The sequence below is a fragment of the Echinimonas agarilytica genome (genome assembly GCF_023703465.1).
GTDB lineage: Bacteria > Pseudomonadota > Gammaproteobacteria > Enterobacterales > Neiellaceae > Echinimonas > Echinimonas agarilytica.
The window spans coordinates 201,853-218,922 of the sequence record NZ_JAMQGP010000006.1; the positions used below are offsets into that span (position 1 = coordinate 201,853).

Consider the following 17,070-nt stretch of genomic DNA (forward strand, 5'->3'; position numbering starts at 1 on the left):
ATTTAGTCGAATCGTCGGCGTTGCTGAAAACGCTCTCTATTTTTTTGTTTGGCTTCTTCGCTTTTCGACAGCATGACATATACCGCACCCAATCCACCATCAAGCTTGTTGCATGAGTGAAAGGCCAATACGTTTGGAAGTTGGGGTAACCAACTATTGATACAGCTCTTGAGCATGGCTTGTGGATTACTCTTGTGGCCTATACCGTGAACAATAATGGCTGTGCGCTCGCCTTGTTTAAGGCATTGACGAACAAAGCGAATAACCGCCAGTCGAGCATCAGAAACACTATGCCGGTGTAAGTCGAGCGTCATGTGAATATCGTAGTGTCCCAGCCGAAGCTTCCGAAATACGCCATGCTGCACCCCAGGGCGTTGAAAACTCAGCATATCCATGGGATCTACGAGTTCAATCTCTTGATCTTCGCTAATGGGATCATCGTCTTTCGATGTAGAGTTCGCGGCGGCTTGTTGTCGAATAAGTGCTTGTTCACGGGCAAGCTGCCGGTGCAACGTGGGTACCTTGTCAGTTGGCTCTAGCGGAGTTACATCATCGAAAAAATCGGCAAATTGATCATTGTCTTGCATCGCCATACCTCACTTGTTTGAAGTGGAAGTCGTCTTATTTATACGCGTAATTTCAAAGCCAGATTGCTTGAGTAGCTGTAAAATGTTGGTATCACCGTGAACGTGCATGTCTCCCACTACCACCATGTAGACTTTGTCATCTTTAAGCGTACTGAGCGTTTTCTGCCAATTGATGTTGCGGTCGATAAGCAGCTTTTGCATCGTTTCTGAGTCTATTTGACGCGCATCATATTCAGTATACAAAGTGTTAAGTGATTGACTATTGCCATTGCGCCATGCGGCTTCAACGTCGGTAAGCCACTGTTCTGATAATGCTAGTTCATCAAAGTAGTTTTGATATAAAGCATCGGCGCCGATGTTATCCATACTAGATAGCGCGCTGAATTGGTCATCAAGTGTTTCAAGGCCTAATACCGGAATTCCCTTGCTGTCAGCTTTTTGAGCAAAATACTGGTCAACGCCATGATCGGAATTTAATCCCATTCGTTCAATGGCAGCAACGGTCAGTTGAATCACAACACTCCAGTCGCGCATGAACATCAATTGATGCGCAGGCAAGCGGCTGACTTGCAGCTCTTTAACAAGTTTGGCATAAAGCTCTGAGTTCATGCGTTTGCTCAAGGGGATTGGAGTACTGAGTACGCCATATTGCATCATCGCCTGTTGAATCATGGGCGCTGTCATGTGCTCAGGGGCAATTTCCAAATACAGCACATCAGCTTGTTCGAAAGCGTGTTCAATGTCACTTGAGAGTGGGTAAAAAGAGTCTCGGCCAGCGTGAATTGAGCCAACGATTTGCAGCTTTAGTTCGCCTTTCTGGGCTTCATACAATGCAGGGCTAGCGCCTGTTTGCGCAAATGAAATGCACGAAAAAAAGAGCAGTACGAGAGGAAACGCGATTGCTTTAAAAGCGGTTTTCATGCTGATTTTAATGTAGAAAAAGCGATGCCTTTAGCATAGACGACCGAAGGCCGTCTATGCAATCACATCCGCACGCTATTTATGCTTTGTTGAGTTGGTCTAGGCCACTTACAGACACGGTGTTTCTGCCGTTTGCTTTCGATTGATAGAGCGCCTGATCCGCGCGTTTGACGAATTTACCAATATCTTCCCAAGCATAATATTCACTCACTCCGAAACTCGCGGTGATGTTGAGCTCAGCTGGCCATTCTGAACTTTCAATGGCCTTGCGAACCTTCTCGGCCATCATTTCAGCATGCTTCACATCTGTTTGAGGGCAGAATACAGCAAACTCCTCTCCACCCCATCGAACCAGTAAATCTTGGTGGCGTAATGATTGGCTGACTATTTTAGCCAAGTGAACCAGTACTTCATCGCCAATATCATGCCCGTGCCCGTCGTTTACAGATTTGAAGTGGTCGATATCAAACAATACCAATGACAGACGATCCTGATTCTCATTGACTCGGTTCATCCAGTCTGGAAGCCTATCGCGAAGGGCTGCACGATTAAATAACCCAGTGAGCGCATCTCGTTGAGAAGCTTGTTGAAAGCTTTTGGTTTGCAACTGAAGTGCATCGTTGACTTGTTGGAGTTGCATTGCTTTTGAATGGCTGGCGTTCAGTTGCTTTTTGGCCGACTGAAAACTGAAATAGGTGATTAGGGCTCCAGCTACGGCCCACGCCAAAATAATACATAGATATAAGTTTGCGCGAGAGATGAGTTTGCCATTGAATGCAATCGAATTAATCCGAATGACATAGTCTCCATCAACAGCCCCTTGCCCAGTGCTGACTCTGACGGCAATAATATTTGTAAGCTCGCTACCTGAATTGAGTAAATCGGTATTGGTTTGTTCCAACCACCATTGAGCTGGGCGAAATAAACTCAGTGGAACTTCGACTTTATTGTCGTAAAAATTTGGTTTGAACTCAATTTGATTATATTTATCATGTAAATACTGAGGCTTACTTGAGCGAACAGGCACTGACTGAATGAGGTAAACGCGTATGAAAGGATCTTTAGGCCCATCAATTGAAAGGTCGAGAGTTACGCTGGAAAATTGACTTAAATTAATTCCCAGAGGCGCAGCGCCAAGGCTCATGCCGATATCGCAGTATGGATAGGGGTACTGGTGGCTTCGGAGAGCACAGTGAAGCTCGATGCTGTCACCTTGATCAAGTAATTCAGCAGAAGATGAGCCGTTATTTGATTTCGCATCAGAACCGATATCAAGCGAATGTCCGCTACTGATATCGACCATGATCGTTTCGTTCATGTAACGTTCGTAACTCACAATGGTTGCCATTGTGAGTAATATCAATAAGAACACTAGCCAATGCAAAGACTTCATATGGGTGAATTGCTCCGCGTGTGCAAAGTGATTGAAATAGTCGCTTTCCTCTCATTGTAAATGTGAATTTTGGGAGAGAGCGTTTAATGCTACAGTTGCCTGTTATTTAGTCAAATTTATTAGCCGAACTCAGTCGTTTTTATCATGCAAGTTAAGGGGGTGTGACATTTTTATAATAAATTTAACGCATGGGTCACATATGCCTGGTTAACGAGCTATTAATTGGCTAGGTGCCAAAATTGAGTCACTCTAAAATTGCATCTAATGATCAATGATAGAACATAGCTTCAATACTTGAAGCCTGCGCGTAAGCGCTCTGCGTTACACTAAAAGAGATCCCCATTTTTTACTGACAATCTGCAACAGGGTTTAATTCACTGAATACGGTCGGTGAATTGATTGAGAAATAGTGCTAAATCGTAGACAATACGCGCCAATTTCGAACATCACTATTGGTTAGCCATGAGTCTGAGCACAGAAGTCTCCAAGCGGCGCACGTTTGCGATTATTTCGCATCCAGATGCCGGTAAGACAACCATTACCGAAAAAGTCCTGTTGTACGGGAACTTGTTGCAGCGCGCCGGTACCGTTAAAGGTCGCGGGTCGGGGCAGCATGCCAAGTCAGATTGGATGGAAATGGAAAAAGAACGTGGAATTTCGGTCACTACATCTGTGATGCAATTTCCGTTTGGTGACGCGCTGGTGAACCTGCTCGATACACCAGGTCACGAAGACTTCTCTGAAGACACCTATCGGACCTTGACTGCCGTTGATTCATGTTTGATGGTGATTGACGCTGCTAAAGGTGTGGAAGATCGGACGCGTAAGCTGATGGAAGTGACACGTTTGCGCGATACCCCCATTATTACGTTTATGAATAAGCTCGACCGAGATATTCGAGATCCAATGGAAGTCATGGATGAGGTTGAGCGCGAACTCAACATCATGTGTGCGCCCATTACTTGGCCGATTGGTTGCGGTAAAGAGTTTAAAGGTGTTTATCATCTGCTGCGCGATGAAGTGATTTTGTATCAGTCAGGTCACGGCCACATGATTCAAGATGTTGATGTGATCAAAGGTCTCGACAACCCAGAGCTAGATAAGCGTTTGGATGAGAGTCTAGTTGAAACGTTGCGTGAAGAACTTGAGTTGGTCGTTGGGGCTTCAAACGAATTTGACCAAGAAATGTTTGATGCCGGTGAACTGACTCCGGTGTTTTTTGGTACAGCACTAGGTAATTTCGGTGTTGACCACATGCTTGAAGGATTAACCAATTGGGCGCCGACACCGAAGCCGCGCGAAACCGATGTTCGATCGGTAACAGCTGAAGAAGAGAAGTTCACAGGCTTTGTGTTTAAAATTCAAGCCAACATGGACCCCAAACATCGAGACCGTATTGCCTTTATGCGAATTTGTTCTGGCAAATACAGCAAAGGCATGAAAATGCGCCATGTGCGGATAGGCAAAGACATTGCGATTTCCGATGCGGTGACTTTTTTAGCTGGTGATCGTAGCCATGCCGATGAAGCATTTCCTGGCGATATTATAGGATTGCATAATCACGGTACTATTCAAATTGGTGACACCTTCTCACAAGGTGAAGAGCTTAAATTTACGGGGATTCCAAACTTTGCACCGGAAATGTTCCGCCGCATTCGCTTACGTGATCCGTTAAAGCAAAAGCAATTACTCAAAGGTTTGGTGCAGCTCTCTGAAGAAGGAGCTGTGCAAGTCTTTCGACCTCTGGACAACAATGATTTGATTGTTGGCGCAGTAGGGGTTTTGCAGTTTGATGTGGTTGTTGCGCGCTTAAAGTCTGAATATAAAGTTGAGGCCATCTATGAATCAGTTAGCGTTGCAACAGCACGTTGGGTTCATTGTGACGATGCGAAAAAGCTAGATGAATTCCGTCGTAAAGTGTCAACTAACTTAGCGCTTGATGGCGGCGATAATTTAACATACATCGCACCGACCATGGTGAATTTGAATTTATCGATGGAACGTTACCCAGATATTCAATTCTTGAAAACGCGCGAGCACTAAGCCGCTTTTATTTGAAAATCGAATATGAAAAAGCACCTTTTTTAAGGTGCTTTTTTGTACTTGACAAAGAGCCTAGGGCTTAGTCGTCTAGTCGATGGGTGTAATGATCAAATTGAGTAATTCGCGTAAATCCTGCTGATTCATATAGACTTTTACCGGGATCGTTGTCTGCTGATATAGCCAATTTCAGTGCTAGCGCCTCGGTTTGTTTACCGTAATGCGACACCGCATCGAGCAGGGCTTTGGCATACCCTGACGAGCGAAAATCGGGATCAATGAACACATCGTTCACAATCCATACTTTGCGCATAGACACTGAAGAATAGGTGGGATAAAGCTGAGCAAACCCTGCCGGCTTATTACTTTCGTCCCAAACCATGAAAATCACTGACTCTTCATTCCACAAGCGATCACGAATAAAACGCTTAGCTGTCGTGAGATCGGTATGCTGTCCATAAAACTGGCGATACTTGTCAAATAGCTCACCCAAAGCATCGATATGGCTTAAGTCAGCTCGAACAATTTTCATCACAAACTCCCTTGATTAACGGGGATAGTCTGCTTGTAATCAAGTCTCTGATCAAGCACGTATTCACACATGCAAAAATATTCATGCAATGGCAAGGCTAAAATACCCGTCTATCGTAGAATGGGTCAGTAACCATGTTCGAGGGTGAACGAGTGAAACCAATTTTTGATACGCATTGCCACCTTGATTTTGACGTATTCAACAATGACAGAGCAGATGTTCTGACGCGTTGTTGCCGTCAAGGTGTGTCGCGAGTACTCGTTCCCGCGGTCCAGCGCAGCGATTGGCAACGCGTTATAGACCTTGCAGAAAACCCTATGCTTCGTTTTGCCTTGGGGCTACATCCGTGCTGGATTGAACACCACCAACCGGCTGATCTGAAACGGCTTGAAGACCTCTTAACGGTAAAGCCCAATGGGTTGGTGGCTGTAGGTGAATGTGGTTTAGACAAAGTGGCTGCTCCAGAAGATATGCCCAAGCAGCTAGAATTTTTGCGGGCTCAGTTGGAGTTGGCGCATCAATGCGACTTACCCGTGATTCTTCATGTGCGCAAAGCACACAGCGAATTGCAATCAGAGCTTAAAAAACTAAACGGTATTCGAGGCGTCATACATGCCTTTAGTGGCTCTTATGAGCTGGCGCTGAGTTACATCAATTTAGGCTTGAAATTAGGCATAGGCGGCACAATCACATATGACCGAGCGGCCAAAACTAGAGCTGCTGTCGCCCGTTTACCGTTAGCATCTTTGCTGCTTGAAACAGATGCGCCTGATATGCCATTGAGCGGTCGGCAAGGGCAACGCAATAGTCCTGAATATACGCCCAAGGTGCTCTCTGTTCTGGCTGAATTAAGAGGACAAAATCAAGACGACGTGGCCGAACAATTATGGCTCAACAGCCTTGAATTATTCGCTAACTAAGCAACCCTTTGTGGCGCTGCTATTGTTCAATCGCTGCAACTGCTAGGATACTGCGATTGATTTCATTGGTTGCGCGCTCATGCTCTGTATTCCATTTGTCAGTCACCCCAACTACAGTTTCAACTTTCCGGCTAAGCATCGCTTTCCAATGGATAAGTTTGGCTTGTTGCAACAGCGCGTGCGCGATTTAGGGTTACTCACAGACGATAACTTATACACTCCCAGTTCCTGCTCTGCGGCTGACTTAAGCGTGGCGCACTGCCCACACTACATTCGTAATTTTGATTTGGATGAGCTCGATGTCAAAGCCATGCGGCGCATGGGACTGCCGTGGAGTGAAGGGCTGCGTACCCGCACGTTTTTATCGCCCAATGGAACCTTGTTAGCCGCCGAGCTTGCGCTTGAACACGGCATCGCCTGCCATCTCGCAGGCGGAACACATCATGCTCATTATGAGTTCGGATCGGGTTTTTGTATTTTCAACGATTTGGCCTATGCCGCCCGAAAAATAATCTTAATGGGTAAAGCTCGGCGCATTTTGATTTTTGATTGCGACGTGCATCAAGGCGACGGCACCGCAGCTATTCTTCAACAGGATGACGACATCTATACCTGTTCAGTGCATTGCGAAAAGAATTTCCCCCATCGCAAATCAACCAGTAACTTTGATGTAGGCCTTAGCAAAGGCTTATCGGATTCGGCGTATTTAGACCGAGTGTCTGAAACGTTGGCACATTGCTTTACCACTTTCCAACCGGACTTCGTCTTGTACGATGCCGGTGTGGATGTTTGGCAGCACGATCCACTTGGGCTGCTCGATATTAGCTTGGACGGTATTCGGCGCCGAGAACGACGGGTTTTAAACTATTGCAAAGACAAGCGCGTGCCTGTGGCCACAGTCATTGGAGGCGGATATGACAAAAACCAAGTGGCATTGGCACAACGGCATTGTATTGTTGCTGAAGTCGCGCACGAAGTGTTTGTGCAAGGTGCAAACTAAAAAAGCATGGCCTTGTGAGCCATGCTTTTAGAGTCAGTTCAGTAGATTGGGGGGTCAATTAACGTAACGATGCAACCCATTCGCCATTATCAAACCACTTGTCTTTAAGCTCAGTTAACAAGCCCATTTTTTCAAATGTTTCGAGGTAGTTATCGGCCAATTGAACGAATTGAGGGTCTTCCAATGACATAGCGATACCAATGGGTTCAACGGTTAACGGACGCTTCATCGTCGTTAAACCTTTACCGGGGTGACGCAACAGTGCCAATTTACAAATGGGTAGATCTGCAACCATAATATCGATTTTGTCATTCAGCAATTGTTGAATGGCTTCGTCGTAGTTCTCCACAGTACCAAGCTTTGAATTTGGCAGGTATCGTTCGGCAAACGTCATGCTGGTTGATTTTTCTAATGCTGCAACGCGCACGTTTGGCGAGTTGAAGTCGGCGGTATTGGGTAAGCGATCAAGTGTTTTCGATTTAGCCAAGATAGACTTGCCAGACATCATGTATGGACCGATAAAAGCCATATCCAAGCTGCGCGACGGCGTGATCGCCATCCCTGAAATAACCATGTCTACTTTTTTCTGCTCGATGGCTTTTTGGAGTTCGCCGAAGGGCATATCAACGATCTTTAATTCCAACTGCATTGCACTTGCAAACGCTCTTGCAAGGTCAACATCGAAGCCCATGAGTTGTCCATCTCGAGTGGTGGCATTGAATGGTGGCTGGTCGCCCGTTAACCCCACACGTAATTCACCGCGAGCAATCACTTGATCCAAAATTGGAGCAGCCGCAGAGGCCACAGAACTGAAAATCATGGCGCAGGCGCACAGCGCGCTCAAAATCAATTTTTTCATTGTTATATTCCTAGTTTATGAAAGATGCCTGCCTACAAATTGACAAAGACCCAATGAGTTTAGACAACAATTTTAAATCTATCGTTAAATTTTAATGTTTATTAAGGTTTTGATATGTAAGGATTAATTTGTAATTTGTGTTAAATTTAGCCATTATGCTTTTTATTACAATAGGAGCCGTATAAAAAACACCGTGTATTGAAGGAGAAAACTGTGAATTACAAAGGATTCGTGAGTCTAAGTGTCGCTTTGTGCTTGAGTTTAAGTCATAGCGCAGCTTCGGCATCCATTGAAGATGCTAAAAAGGCTTATGCACTTAGGGATTACGACACAGCATTCCAGCATTACCAATATTTAGCTGAGGTCGGCCAAGCTAGCGCGCTCTATCAGTTAGGTTTAATGCACTATAGCGGTCAAGGTACGACGCAAAACAAAGTCGAAGCAGTGCTTTGGTTATTTTTAGCCACAGAGCAAGCATATGAAGACTCCGAGCAATTATCGCGCGCAATCCTCAAAGAGTTAACGCCTGAACAAATAACAGAACTCAAAGGCCGTCTGACTTCGATGGCGAAAAACTTTAGTCAAGCGGCCGTGCAAGAGATGTACATGCCAGAGCTGTATCCATCAAAGTTTGAAAAAAACATCCTTATTAATAGTGAAGAGGGTCTGTTATTTGGCTTGGAAGATGAAGACGGCTTGACCAACGATGTTTTCGCAGAGGCCGACAACATGATTGAAGTGAACCTGTTCCCGTTCGATGATGATGAAGACGATAGTTCCTTTGATGTGGACTACATTACCCGCTCCATTCAAAGTCGAAACGATGTGGTTAACCCGTTCAATCGGCCCTATTTTTTGATTGTTGACTACCGAGTTGCTCCGGACGGAACGGTTAGGGATGTAGAGGTTGTTCAATCGTTTGGTTACACCAAGCGAGCACTGAGAAAATTTAAGGAAGCAAAATACCCTTCTCCCGAGTTTGATGGTCAGCTCGTTAATTCACGCCAAAGACGGGCACTAGGTATTGCTCAAAGTGATATTAGCCTTAGAGATATGATGGATAAATACGATTATGTTTATCGAGGTGTTAAAGGTATTTTGGCAAAGAAAGATAGTGAAGAAGCAAAAGACGAATATAAATACGCGGTCACACTGATGAACTTCGAAGGCTTATGGCGAGAAGAAGGTGAAATTGATGCCAAGTTACAGTCGGCTTCCGAGAAAGGCTACGCCAACGCTCAATATGTGTATGCAGACAAACTTTATCGAGAACAAAATAATATTCAGAAATCCATTTACTGGATGACCGAAGCCGCGAAACAAGGCATCGTAAACGCTGAGTACAGGTTGGGTGAAATGTTCCTTGAAAGCCCCTGGGTGAAACGCGACGAAAAGAAAGCTTTATTCTGGCTCGACCGTGCTGCCAAGCAGGGGCACGTATTCGCTCTGCGTCGAAGCGCACATCTTCGCTTGCTTGCTGAAGATGAGTCATTGCATGATCCAAAGGTTGCTATGACATCTCTAGATCGTATCTCCATTGTCGAAAAAATGAACCCTGAATTGTTGTATTTGAAAGCCAGAGGTTTACTCAAAGTTGATCGAACAAATCGTCCAAAGGCTGTGATCATGATTCGACAAGCAATTATGCGTGGCGATCAACTAGGCTGGGATACCAGTGATTGGAATGAAGTGTTGATGGGATGGACCACTGGTGGAAGTGTTACGGTTCAAGATGACATTGATATCAGTAATCTCGAAACCGAATAGCGATTCAAATCGGGCCTGTAATTGGGCCCTTTTTTTCTGTGCACCCTCACCATTCTCATCCAGTACACGCAAGCAGCAGCTTTACTGTGATAAATGTCTTCGAATCGTTAGAATAAGTGTTTTAGAACAGCTGACGCCTCACTTATTTTGAATGTTCCTCACACTGGATTTTTGCTCTCTCGCCAGAGTCATGATCAACACCACGGTACAGCCATTTACTATTGGGTAAAGACCGATCAAGGCCCAGCTCGACTTGTAATTGAGGGAGAGCAGCCGGTTTTCTTCATCGCCTCATGTGACTTTGACTGCGCTCAGCCCATGCTCGAACGGGCCAGCGTTCCATATTCATATCGCGCTCTTGCATTAAAGCGCTTTGACCAATCGCCGATCACAGCCTTGTATTTTCACAAAATAAATGACCATTTCCGCGCCCAAGATGTGCTTAAAGCACAAGGCATAGAAGTGCTTGAAAGCGACTTCAGGTTGCATGATCGTTTTTTAATGGAGCGATTTGCCAAAGGCGGCATTGAATTTATTGGTCATCAAAAGCAACGCCGTGGCTATACCGAATACAGCCAGGTCAAACTTAAACCGGCGGACTATACGCCTCGTTTTAGCGCGGTTTCATTAGACATAGAATGCTCAGAACACGGAGCGCTCTATTCGGTAGGACTTCAAGGTACGGATGGTCAATTTGAAATTGTGGTGATGATTGGAGATCCGCAGCCCACAGGCGTTTTGGTCGATTGGGTAAGAGACGAACGCGCACTATTGAAGCAACTTGAAGGGCATATAACTCAACTCGACCCTGACTTCATCATCGGCTGGAATGTCATTAACTTTGACATGCGTTTGCTCATTGCCAGAGCCGAGCATTACAACATGCGCCTACGCTTAGGACGCGGGTCGAGCTACGCAAGCTATCGGCAATCTCGAAATGACAGCGGCCAAGGGTTTGTCACGATTCCGGGGCGCGTCGTGCTTGACGGAATCGATGGGCTGAAATCGGCAACCTACAGTTTTGAGAGTTTTGCCCTCGACTCTGTGGCGCATCAACTCCTAGGCAAGCAAAAGTTGACAGACGATGTTGATAATCGCATGGCCGAAATTACCCATAATTTCGAGCACGACAAACCCGCGCTGGCTGAATACAACATAGAGGATTGTCGTCTGGTCACCGAAATTTTTGAAAAGACCCAGTTGATCGACTTTCTAAGGTTGCGAAGCCAGCTCACAGGGCTTGAGCTAGACCGCGTTGGTGGCTCTGTAGCGGCTTTTACCAATGTTTATTTACCGCAACTGCATCGCGCTGGTTATGTGGCTCCTAACTTACCCGAAGGCGGGGGCTTAGCCAGCCCTGGCGGGTATGTGATGGATTCCCGTCCGGGGCTTTACCGCAATGTTTTGGTGCTCGACTTTAAATCACTTTATCCATCCATTATCCGCACCTTCAAAATTGATCCGCTAGGGCTGGTGGAAGGCTTGGCACATCCGGAGTCAGCTATTCCCGGATTTCGAGAAGCCTACTTTGATCGCGACAAGCATTTTCTTCCTCAAATCATTACCGAGTTGTGGCAGCAGCGTGACGAAGCGAAACGCATGAATGACGGCCCTCGCTCGCAAGCCATTAAGATTTTAATGAATAGCTTCTACGGTGTTCTAGGCTCTGGCGGCTGTCGCTTCTACGACCCTCGGCTTGCCAGCTCTATTACCCTCAGAGGTCATGAAATTATGCAGCAAACTGCGCGTTGGATAGAACAGGCCGGATACCAAGTGATTTATGGTGACACTGACTCTACATTTGTTTGGTTAGGAGACGAATGCACTGTGCCTGAGGCTAATGCCATTGGACGTACCTTAGCCAAGGATATCAATCATAACTGGCAGCAAAAAATCAGTGATGAATTGCAATTGGAGTCTCAATTAGAGATTGAATACGAGACTCACTTTAGGCGGTTTTTAATGCCCACGATTCGGGGTTCTGAAGCGGGTTCTAAAAAGCGTTATGCTGGAATTGTGGGAGAAGGTGAGTCTCAGCAGTTGATTTTCAAGGGGTTAGAAACGGTTCGTACAGACTGGACCGAATTGGCAAAACAATTTCAAACTGCGTTATATCAAATGGTATTTGATGGCCAAAATCCATCTAGTTTTGTTCAACAAACAGTGTCCGAAACCCTCGCTGGGCAACGAGATGAAATGCTTGTGTACAAGAAGCGACTGCGCCGAAGGCTTGAGCATTACGTTAAAAATATTCCACCACATGTACGCGCTGCACGGTTGGCTGATGAGCAAAACGAAAAACTGGGTAAATCACTTCGGTATCAGCGAAAAGGCGTTATTGCCTACGTGATTACCCTCAATGGCCCAGAGCCTATCGAGTACCAACATTCAGCCATTGATTATGAGCACTATATAGAACGCCAAATTAAACCTATTGCTGATGGCATCTTACCGTTTATTGGTCTGAGCTTTGATCAGCTCACTAACGCTCAACTCGGACTATTTTAAGCTATTGTTGAACGGGTCTTGAATCCGAGCGTTTAACAATTGTTGCCCTAGAGTTGTCTCAACCGCCATGGCCGGGATCACCCGGGCTCAGGCGGGACTAAAACTTTGTTCGATGCATTGTTGAAACCATTCAAAGCGGCTCGGGAGAGGCCTTGATTCTCGCTGAATCAAATATAACGGCTCTTCGACCGGCTGCTTGAGTGGTGCAATGAATAGCAGATGTGATTGCGCAAAGTTGGCCACCACAGATTGTGGCAGCACGGTAAACCCCAATCCCATAGCAACGGGCACCAATATTTGATTGATTTGGTTGATATAGCCGTTGATCTTGAGGTCGCTAAAGTGGCTGAAGGCATCGTTAAAATTGGCTTGAAGTACCTGCTCCGAATAGTGTTGTCCATCGGGGTGGTCTATGAACCCTAGCTGTTTCAGAGCAGCAACATCAACTGGCTGTGTTGCCCATTTGGCGGGCAACACCAGTTGCAACGATTGTCGGCCAATGGCCTTGCTCTGAATATCAGGGTGATACACATCTTGAGTGACGATGCCCATATCAATCTTGCGCTCAACCAACGTATCAATAATGGCTTTGTTCGGTGCCGCTTCCACCTGAATACTCAAACCTTTGTGTTGCTGCTGGTAAGTTAAAAACTTGGGGTACAGCATAAGCGTTAGCGAACCAGAGCATGAGAACCGGCAAACTCCTTGATGCGGATCATCCACCTCGATCTCTTCTAATAACTGCTTTTGAATTTGACGATGGGCATGTGCATATTCATAAATTTTTTCGCCCGCTGCGGTCAGTTCAAATTGCCGTCCCTGCCTTAATATCAGAGCGCAGCCGATCTGTTGTTCGAGCTTTTGAATATGTTGTGTCACACCGGGTTGCGTCATGAATAACTTTTCGGCAGTGCGGGTGAAATGGCCCGTTTGAACCAAGGTATGAAATGTTTGTAGCCAAAGGTTGTTGAGCATTTGGGTTTACTTTTGCCATTGAGAAAAGCCACAGGCTTAAAGGATGAACTAGGATTGAACCAATGCATCATCGATGCTTAAAATTACGTAATAACAAAAAATTATTTATTTAATAATAATTGATAATTTTAAATTATCCAGTGAGCGCTCTAATATCCACTCATCGAAACAAGAGATACCTCTAAGGAATACAGCATGGCTACTGCATACCCTCGCACGTTTTCACACATCGGCATCTCTGTCCCTGATTTAGAGGCAGCGGTGAAGTTCTACACAGAAGTGTTGGGCTGGTACTTAATTATGGAACCCACAGAGGTGCTAGAAGACGATAGTGCCATTGGAGAAATGTGCACTGACGTATTTGGCGCAGGTTGGGAACGTTTTCGTATTGCACACATGTCTACGGGGGATCGAATTGGTGTTGAGTTGTTCCAATTCAAGAATCAAGAAAACCCAGAAGACAACTTTGAATACTGGAAAACAGGGGTGTTCCACTTCTGTGTACAAGATCCAAATGTGGAAGAACTAGCGGAAAAAATCGTTGCCGCTGGTGGTAAGAAACGGATGAAAGCACCGCGTTATTATTATCCCGGCGAAAAGCCATATCGCATGATTTATATGGAAGACCCGTTTGGTAACATTTTAGAGATCTACAGTCACAGCTATGAGCTGCACTATTCAAGTGGCGCATATAACTAAGCGTTCAACTGAAGAATCATTGAGAGGGGGCGACAAAGCCCCCTTTGTTTTGGAGAGCACACGGCTCCATTCTAAGTTACCATTTATTGCCTAATATCTTTGCTTGCTTCAAACTATGCTCCTCAGCCTAGGAGCCCGCAGTGAACAACCGAGTTAGACAACAATTCCCAGCACTTCAACAGCGCATCAATGGTCAACCATTGTGTTATTTAGACAGTGCAGCCACGGCGCAGAAGCCGATGTCGGTGATCACCGCAGTTCAACAATTCTATCGCCGCGAAAACGCCAATGTTCATCGGGCAGGCTACCAATTAGCGGCTATCGCAACCGACAAATTTGAATCGGCCCGAGCGCAAGTGGCCGCTTTTTTTGGCATGGCAGCCAATGAATTGGTGTGGACCAAAGGTTGCACCGAATCAATTAATTTGGTGGCACATAGCTGGGCGCTTGGGCATATATGCGCGCACGACAGAATGTTAGTCAGTGGTTTGGAACATCACGCCAATCTTGTCCCTTGGCAGCAAGTCTGCAAAGCCACTGGCGCGCACTTAGATATTATTCCCGTTCAAGACTCTGGCGAATTAGATCTCAATGCCTATCAAGAGTTACTTCAACATAAACCTAAACTGGTGGCGATAAGCCATGTGTCGAATGCATTGGGCACTGTAAACCCGCTTCACACTATGATTAGTCAAGCAAAAGCGGTTGGCGCGATAGTGTTGGTGGATGGCGCGCAAGCAGCGGCCCACTTAGCCATCGATGTACCGGCACTGGGTGCTGATTTTTACGTATTCTCGGGTCACAAAATGTATGGGCCTACAGGGATTGGTGGGTTGCTGGCCAAGCCGTGCATGCTTGAGCAATTTGAACCGTGGCAAACTGGCGGGGAAATGGTTGAAACGGTCAGCTATCAGGAAGCCACATGGGCACCGCTGCCTTATCGGCTTGAAGCAGGAACGCCTAATATCGCAGGAGCCATTGGGCTGGCCAAAGCCACTGAATTTATGACTCAACTTTCCAGTGATTGGCGGCAGCAAGAATCTGACTTATTGGCTTATTTACGCTTTAAATTGAGCCAGTTACCGTATATTCAATTAATAGGAAACGCAGCACAACAAGTGGCTGTTCAGTCGTTTGTGAGTGTCACAATGCATGCGCAAGACGTTGCCCAATACCTTGACCAATCTGGCGTGGCAGTGCGCGTGGGTAAGCATTGTGCGCATCCGTTGCTCGATGCGCTCGGGGTTGACGCCACATTACGTGCGTCTCTTGCGTGCTATTCAACCGAACAAGATGTTGATCAATTAATCGCAGCATTAGAGTTTGCGCACACGGCTGAAGCACTGCCAAATACCATTGAGCAGCATTGGAACGAAAAATCAGCACTATGGGCGCTTGGTGAGGCAAAGGGGTGGCAACACACCTTAAAGCTTCTGATTGAATTAGGGCGTGCCTTACCGCCTGAGCTTCAAGCGAATAAAGAACAGCAATATTGGATTAATGGCTGCGAAAGCAGCACGTGGTTGATGTTGGAATTAGACGATCAGCACCACAAGTTATGTTGCAAAGTCGAAAGTGAAGCCAATGTGATTCGGGGCGTTTTGCACGTATTAGCGCTGCATTTTAATACATTGAATTCAAAGCAGCAGGCCTCATTTGACGGCGCACAGTGGTTAACCAACATCGGTATTGTAGGGCAGTTGTCCACCACTCGAAATCAAGGCATGCGCGCGGTGATGCAACAGTTACACGCAGCCGTTGGTGCTGTTTAACTCACGCTTTCGTTTCGCAATGATTTTGTCGATGCCGCGCGCACTCGCCATAAGCCCGAAACTCGCAGTTACCATGGTTGCGGCCCCAAACCCGCTAGAGCAGTCTAGCCTGACGTTGCCGTCTTGAACTGATTTTGCTTCACATACCGAACCGTCGGGTTGCGGGTATACTAATTGCTCGGTGGAATAAATACATTCAACGCCAAATTTACGCTTGGTGTTTTTGCTGAAGTTATATTCGCGACGCAAGATGTTTCTAATTTTGGACAGCAGTGGATCGTGGGTTGTTTTGGCTAAATCACCACTGGTGATCTGCCTTGGATCGGTTTGACCGCCTGCGCCACCGGCCACAATCAATGGAATTTTTCGGCGTTTGCAATGCGCAATGAGTGCCGCCTTGGACTGCACACTGTCAATGGCGTCAATCACCAAGTCAAAGCCATCATGAATCAGTTCGCCTAAGTTTTCTTTACTGATGAAGTCTGAAACCGGATTGACCAAACAATTGGGATTGATCGACAAAATACGATCGCACATGGCGTCAACTTTGATCATCCCTTGCGTCGAATCGATTGCGTGCAGCTGACGGTTAGTATTGGTGATGCAAATATCGTCCATATCAATCAAAGTGATTTGTCCAATTGCACTGCGCGCAAGCGCTTCGGCAGACCAACTTCCTACACCGCCAATGCCGATCACGCAAACATGGCTCTGAGTCAGCCATTCAAGGGTTTGTTGCCCATACAAGCGACCAATGCCACCAAAGCGTTGTAGAGTTTGTTCATCCAGCATGTGCATTCACCTTCATCTCAGAGGGGCGCCATTATACGCAAGCGAGACTCTGACCCCAACTTCTCTGAAAAATCGTTTGTTTTATATTCAATATATATGGACAACGGAAGTGGTTAACAATGAACCGAATTTGAGCTTTTCTCGTTTTGAGTATGTCTTTTTGTGCTGCTGACGGTGGCTTTTGAGCTATTTCAGAGGGGGTGTTGCAGGAAACTACCCATCAATGACCGCATGTTTTGTGAGATATGTCTCACAAGCGTGTACGACCTTTCGATGATTAGTTGCTGATAAAATAATCTCATTTT

Annotated in this window: 14 protein-coding genes; 7 read left to right on the forward strand and 7 right to left on the reverse strand. The window is 46.0% G+C overall.

Going from position 1 to position 17,070, the window contains the following annotated elements; all coding sequences use genetic code 11:
• Positions 1-2: 2 nt before the first annotated feature.
• The 3 genes from smrA to NAF29_RS12650 all read right to left on the reverse strand — a co-directional run bounded on the left by smrA (position 3) and on the right by NAF29_RS12650 (position 2,901).
• A complete protein-coding gene (gene smrA / locus NAF29_RS12640; protein ID WP_251261951.1) occupies positions 3-587 on the reverse strand; it encodes a DNA endonuclease SmrA in 585 nt (194 codons plus the stop codon).
• Between the two features lie 9 nt (positions 588-596).
• Complete coding sequence (locus tag NAF29_RS12645; protein ID WP_251261952.1) at positions 597-1,508, reverse strand: TraB/GumN family protein; 912 nt, start codon at positions 1,506-1,508, stop codon at positions 597-599.
• Between the two features lie 79 nt (positions 1,509-1,587).
• Complete coding sequence (locus NAF29_RS12650) at positions 1,588-2,901, reverse strand: GGDEF domain-containing protein (protein WP_251261953.1); 1,314 nt, start codon at positions 2,899-2,901, stop codon at positions 1,588-1,590.
• Between the two features lie 462 nt (positions 2,902-3,363).
• On the opposite strand from NAF29_RS12650, the gene prfC reads away from it, so the two are divergent.
• A complete protein-coding gene (prfC, locus tag NAF29_RS12655; RefSeq protein ID WP_251261954.1) occupies positions 3,364-4,944 on the forward strand; it encodes a peptide chain release factor 3 in 1,581 nt (526 codons plus the stop codon).
• A gap of 79 nt (positions 4,945-5,023) precedes the next feature.
• Here prfC and NAF29_RS12660 read toward each other — a convergent pair whose 3' ends face one another.
• Positions 5,024-5,473, reverse strand: a complete 450-nt coding sequence (locus NAF29_RS12660; protein ID WP_251261957.1) for a GNAT family N-acetyltransferase — start codon at positions 5,471-5,473, stop codon at positions 5,024-5,026.
• 152 nt (positions 5,474-5,625) lie between these two features.
• On the opposite strand from NAF29_RS12660, the gene NAF29_RS12665 reads away from it, so the two are divergent.
• Together NAF29_RS12665 and NAF29_RS12670 are read left to right on the forward strand one after the other, a co-directional pair.
• On the forward strand, positions 5,626-6,393 hold the full coding sequence (locus NAF29_RS12665) for a TatD family hydrolase (protein WP_251261959.1): 768 nt from the start codon (positions 5,626-5,628) through the stop codon (positions 6,391-6,393).
• Between the two features lie 79 nt (positions 6,394-6,472).
• On the forward strand, positions 6,473-7,393 hold the full coding sequence (locus tag NAF29_RS12670; protein WP_251261960.1) for a histone deacetylase family protein: 921 nt from the start codon (positions 6,473-6,475) through the stop codon (positions 7,391-7,393).
• Between the two features lie 58 nt (positions 7,394-7,451).
• On the opposite strand, the gene NAF29_RS12675 is transcribed toward NAF29_RS12670, so the two are convergent.
• Positions 7,452-8,252: a transporter substrate-binding domain-containing protein gene (locus NAF29_RS12675; RefSeq protein WP_251261961.1), complete on the reverse strand. Its 801-nt coding sequence runs from the start codon at positions 8,250-8,252 to the stop codon at positions 7,452-7,454.
• 213 nt (positions 8,253-8,465) lie between these two features.
• Between NAF29_RS12675 and NAF29_RS12680 the strand changes: the two genes are divergently transcribed.
• On the forward strand, positions 8,466-10,019 hold the full coding sequence (locus tag NAF29_RS12680; RefSeq protein WP_251261962.1) for a hypothetical protein: 1,554 nt from the start codon (positions 8,466-8,468) through the stop codon (positions 10,017-10,019).
• A gap of 147 nt (positions 10,020-10,166) precedes the next feature.
• Complete coding sequence (locus NAF29_RS12685) at positions 10,167-12,527, forward strand: DNA polymerase II (protein WP_251261963.1); 2,361 nt, start codon at positions 10,167-10,169, stop codon at positions 12,525-12,527.
• Between the two features lie 87 nt (positions 12,528-12,614).
• Here the strand turns inward: NAF29_RS12685 and NAF29_RS12690 are convergent, their stop codons facing one another.
• Positions 12,615-13,502 (reverse strand): LysR family transcriptional regulator, encoded by an 888-nt coding sequence (locus NAF29_RS12690; RefSeq protein ID WP_251261964.1) that lies wholly within the window; start codon positions 13,500-13,502, stop codon positions 12,615-12,617.
• Between the two features lie 195 nt (positions 13,503-13,697).
• Here NAF29_RS12690 and NAF29_RS12695 point away from each other — a divergent pair, with 195 nt between their 5' ends.
• On the forward strand, positions 13,698-14,201 hold the full coding sequence (locus NAF29_RS12695; RefSeq protein WP_251261965.1) for a lactoylglutathione lyase family protein: 504 nt from the start codon (positions 13,698-13,700) through the stop codon (positions 14,199-14,201).
• A 140-nt stretch (positions 14,202-14,341) separates the two neighbouring features.
• Positions 14,342-15,973: a SufS family cysteine desulfurase gene (locus NAF29_RS12700; protein ID WP_251261966.1), complete on the forward strand. Its 1,632-nt coding sequence runs from the start codon at positions 14,342-14,344 to the stop codon at positions 15,971-15,973.
• Here NAF29_RS12700 and tcdA read toward each other — a convergent pair.
• On the reverse strand, positions 15,947-16,765 hold the full coding sequence (tcdA, locus tag NAF29_RS12705; protein WP_251261967.1) for a tRNA cyclic N6-threonylcarbamoyladenosine(37) synthase TcdA: 819 nt from the start codon (positions 16,763-16,765) through the stop codon (positions 15,947-15,949). The genes NAF29_RS12700 and tcdA overlap by 27 nt on opposite strands.
• Positions 16,766-17,070: the final 305 nt, after the last annotated feature.

Bases quoted from the DNA above. Each gene is read 5' to 3' on its own strand.
- NAF29_RS12645 (WP_251261952.1), bottom strand. From the start codon at position 1,508: ATGAAAACCGCTTTTAAAGCAATCGCGTTTCCTCTCGTACTGCTCTTT.
- smrA (WP_251261951.1), bottom strand. From the start codon at position 587: ATGCAAGACAATGATCAATTTGCCGATTTTTTCGATGATGTAACTCCG.
- NAF29_RS12650 (WP_251261953.1), bottom strand. From the start codon at position 2,901: ATGAAGTCTTTGCATTGGCTAGTGTTCTTATTGATATTACTCACAATG.
- NAF29_RS12675 (WP_251261961.1), bottom strand. From the start codon at position 8,252: ATGAAAAAATTGATTTTGAGCGCGCTGTGCGCCTGCGCCATGATTTTC.
- NAF29_RS12695 (WP_251261965.1), top strand. From the start codon at position 13,698: ATGGCTACTGCATACCCTCGCACGTTTTCACACATCGGCATCTCTGTC.
- NAF29_RS12690 (WP_251261964.1), bottom strand. From the start codon at position 13,502: ATGCTCAACAACCTTTGGCTACAAACATTTCATACCTTGGTTCAAACG.
- tcdA (WP_251261967.1), bottom strand. From the start codon at position 16,765: ATGCTGGATGAACAAACTCTACAACGCTTTGGTGGCATTGGTCGCTTG.
- NAF29_RS12670 (WP_251261960.1), top strand. From the start codon at position 6,473: ATGCTCTGTATTCCATTTGTCAGTCACCCCAACTACAGTTTCAACTTT.
- NAF29_RS12660 (WP_251261957.1), bottom strand. From the start codon at position 5,473: ATGAAAATTGTTCGAGCTGACTTAAGCCATATCGATGCTTTGGGTGAG.
- prfC (WP_251261954.1), top strand. From the start codon at position 3,364: ATGAGTCTGAGCACAGAAGTCTCCAAGCGGCGCACGTTTGCGATTATT.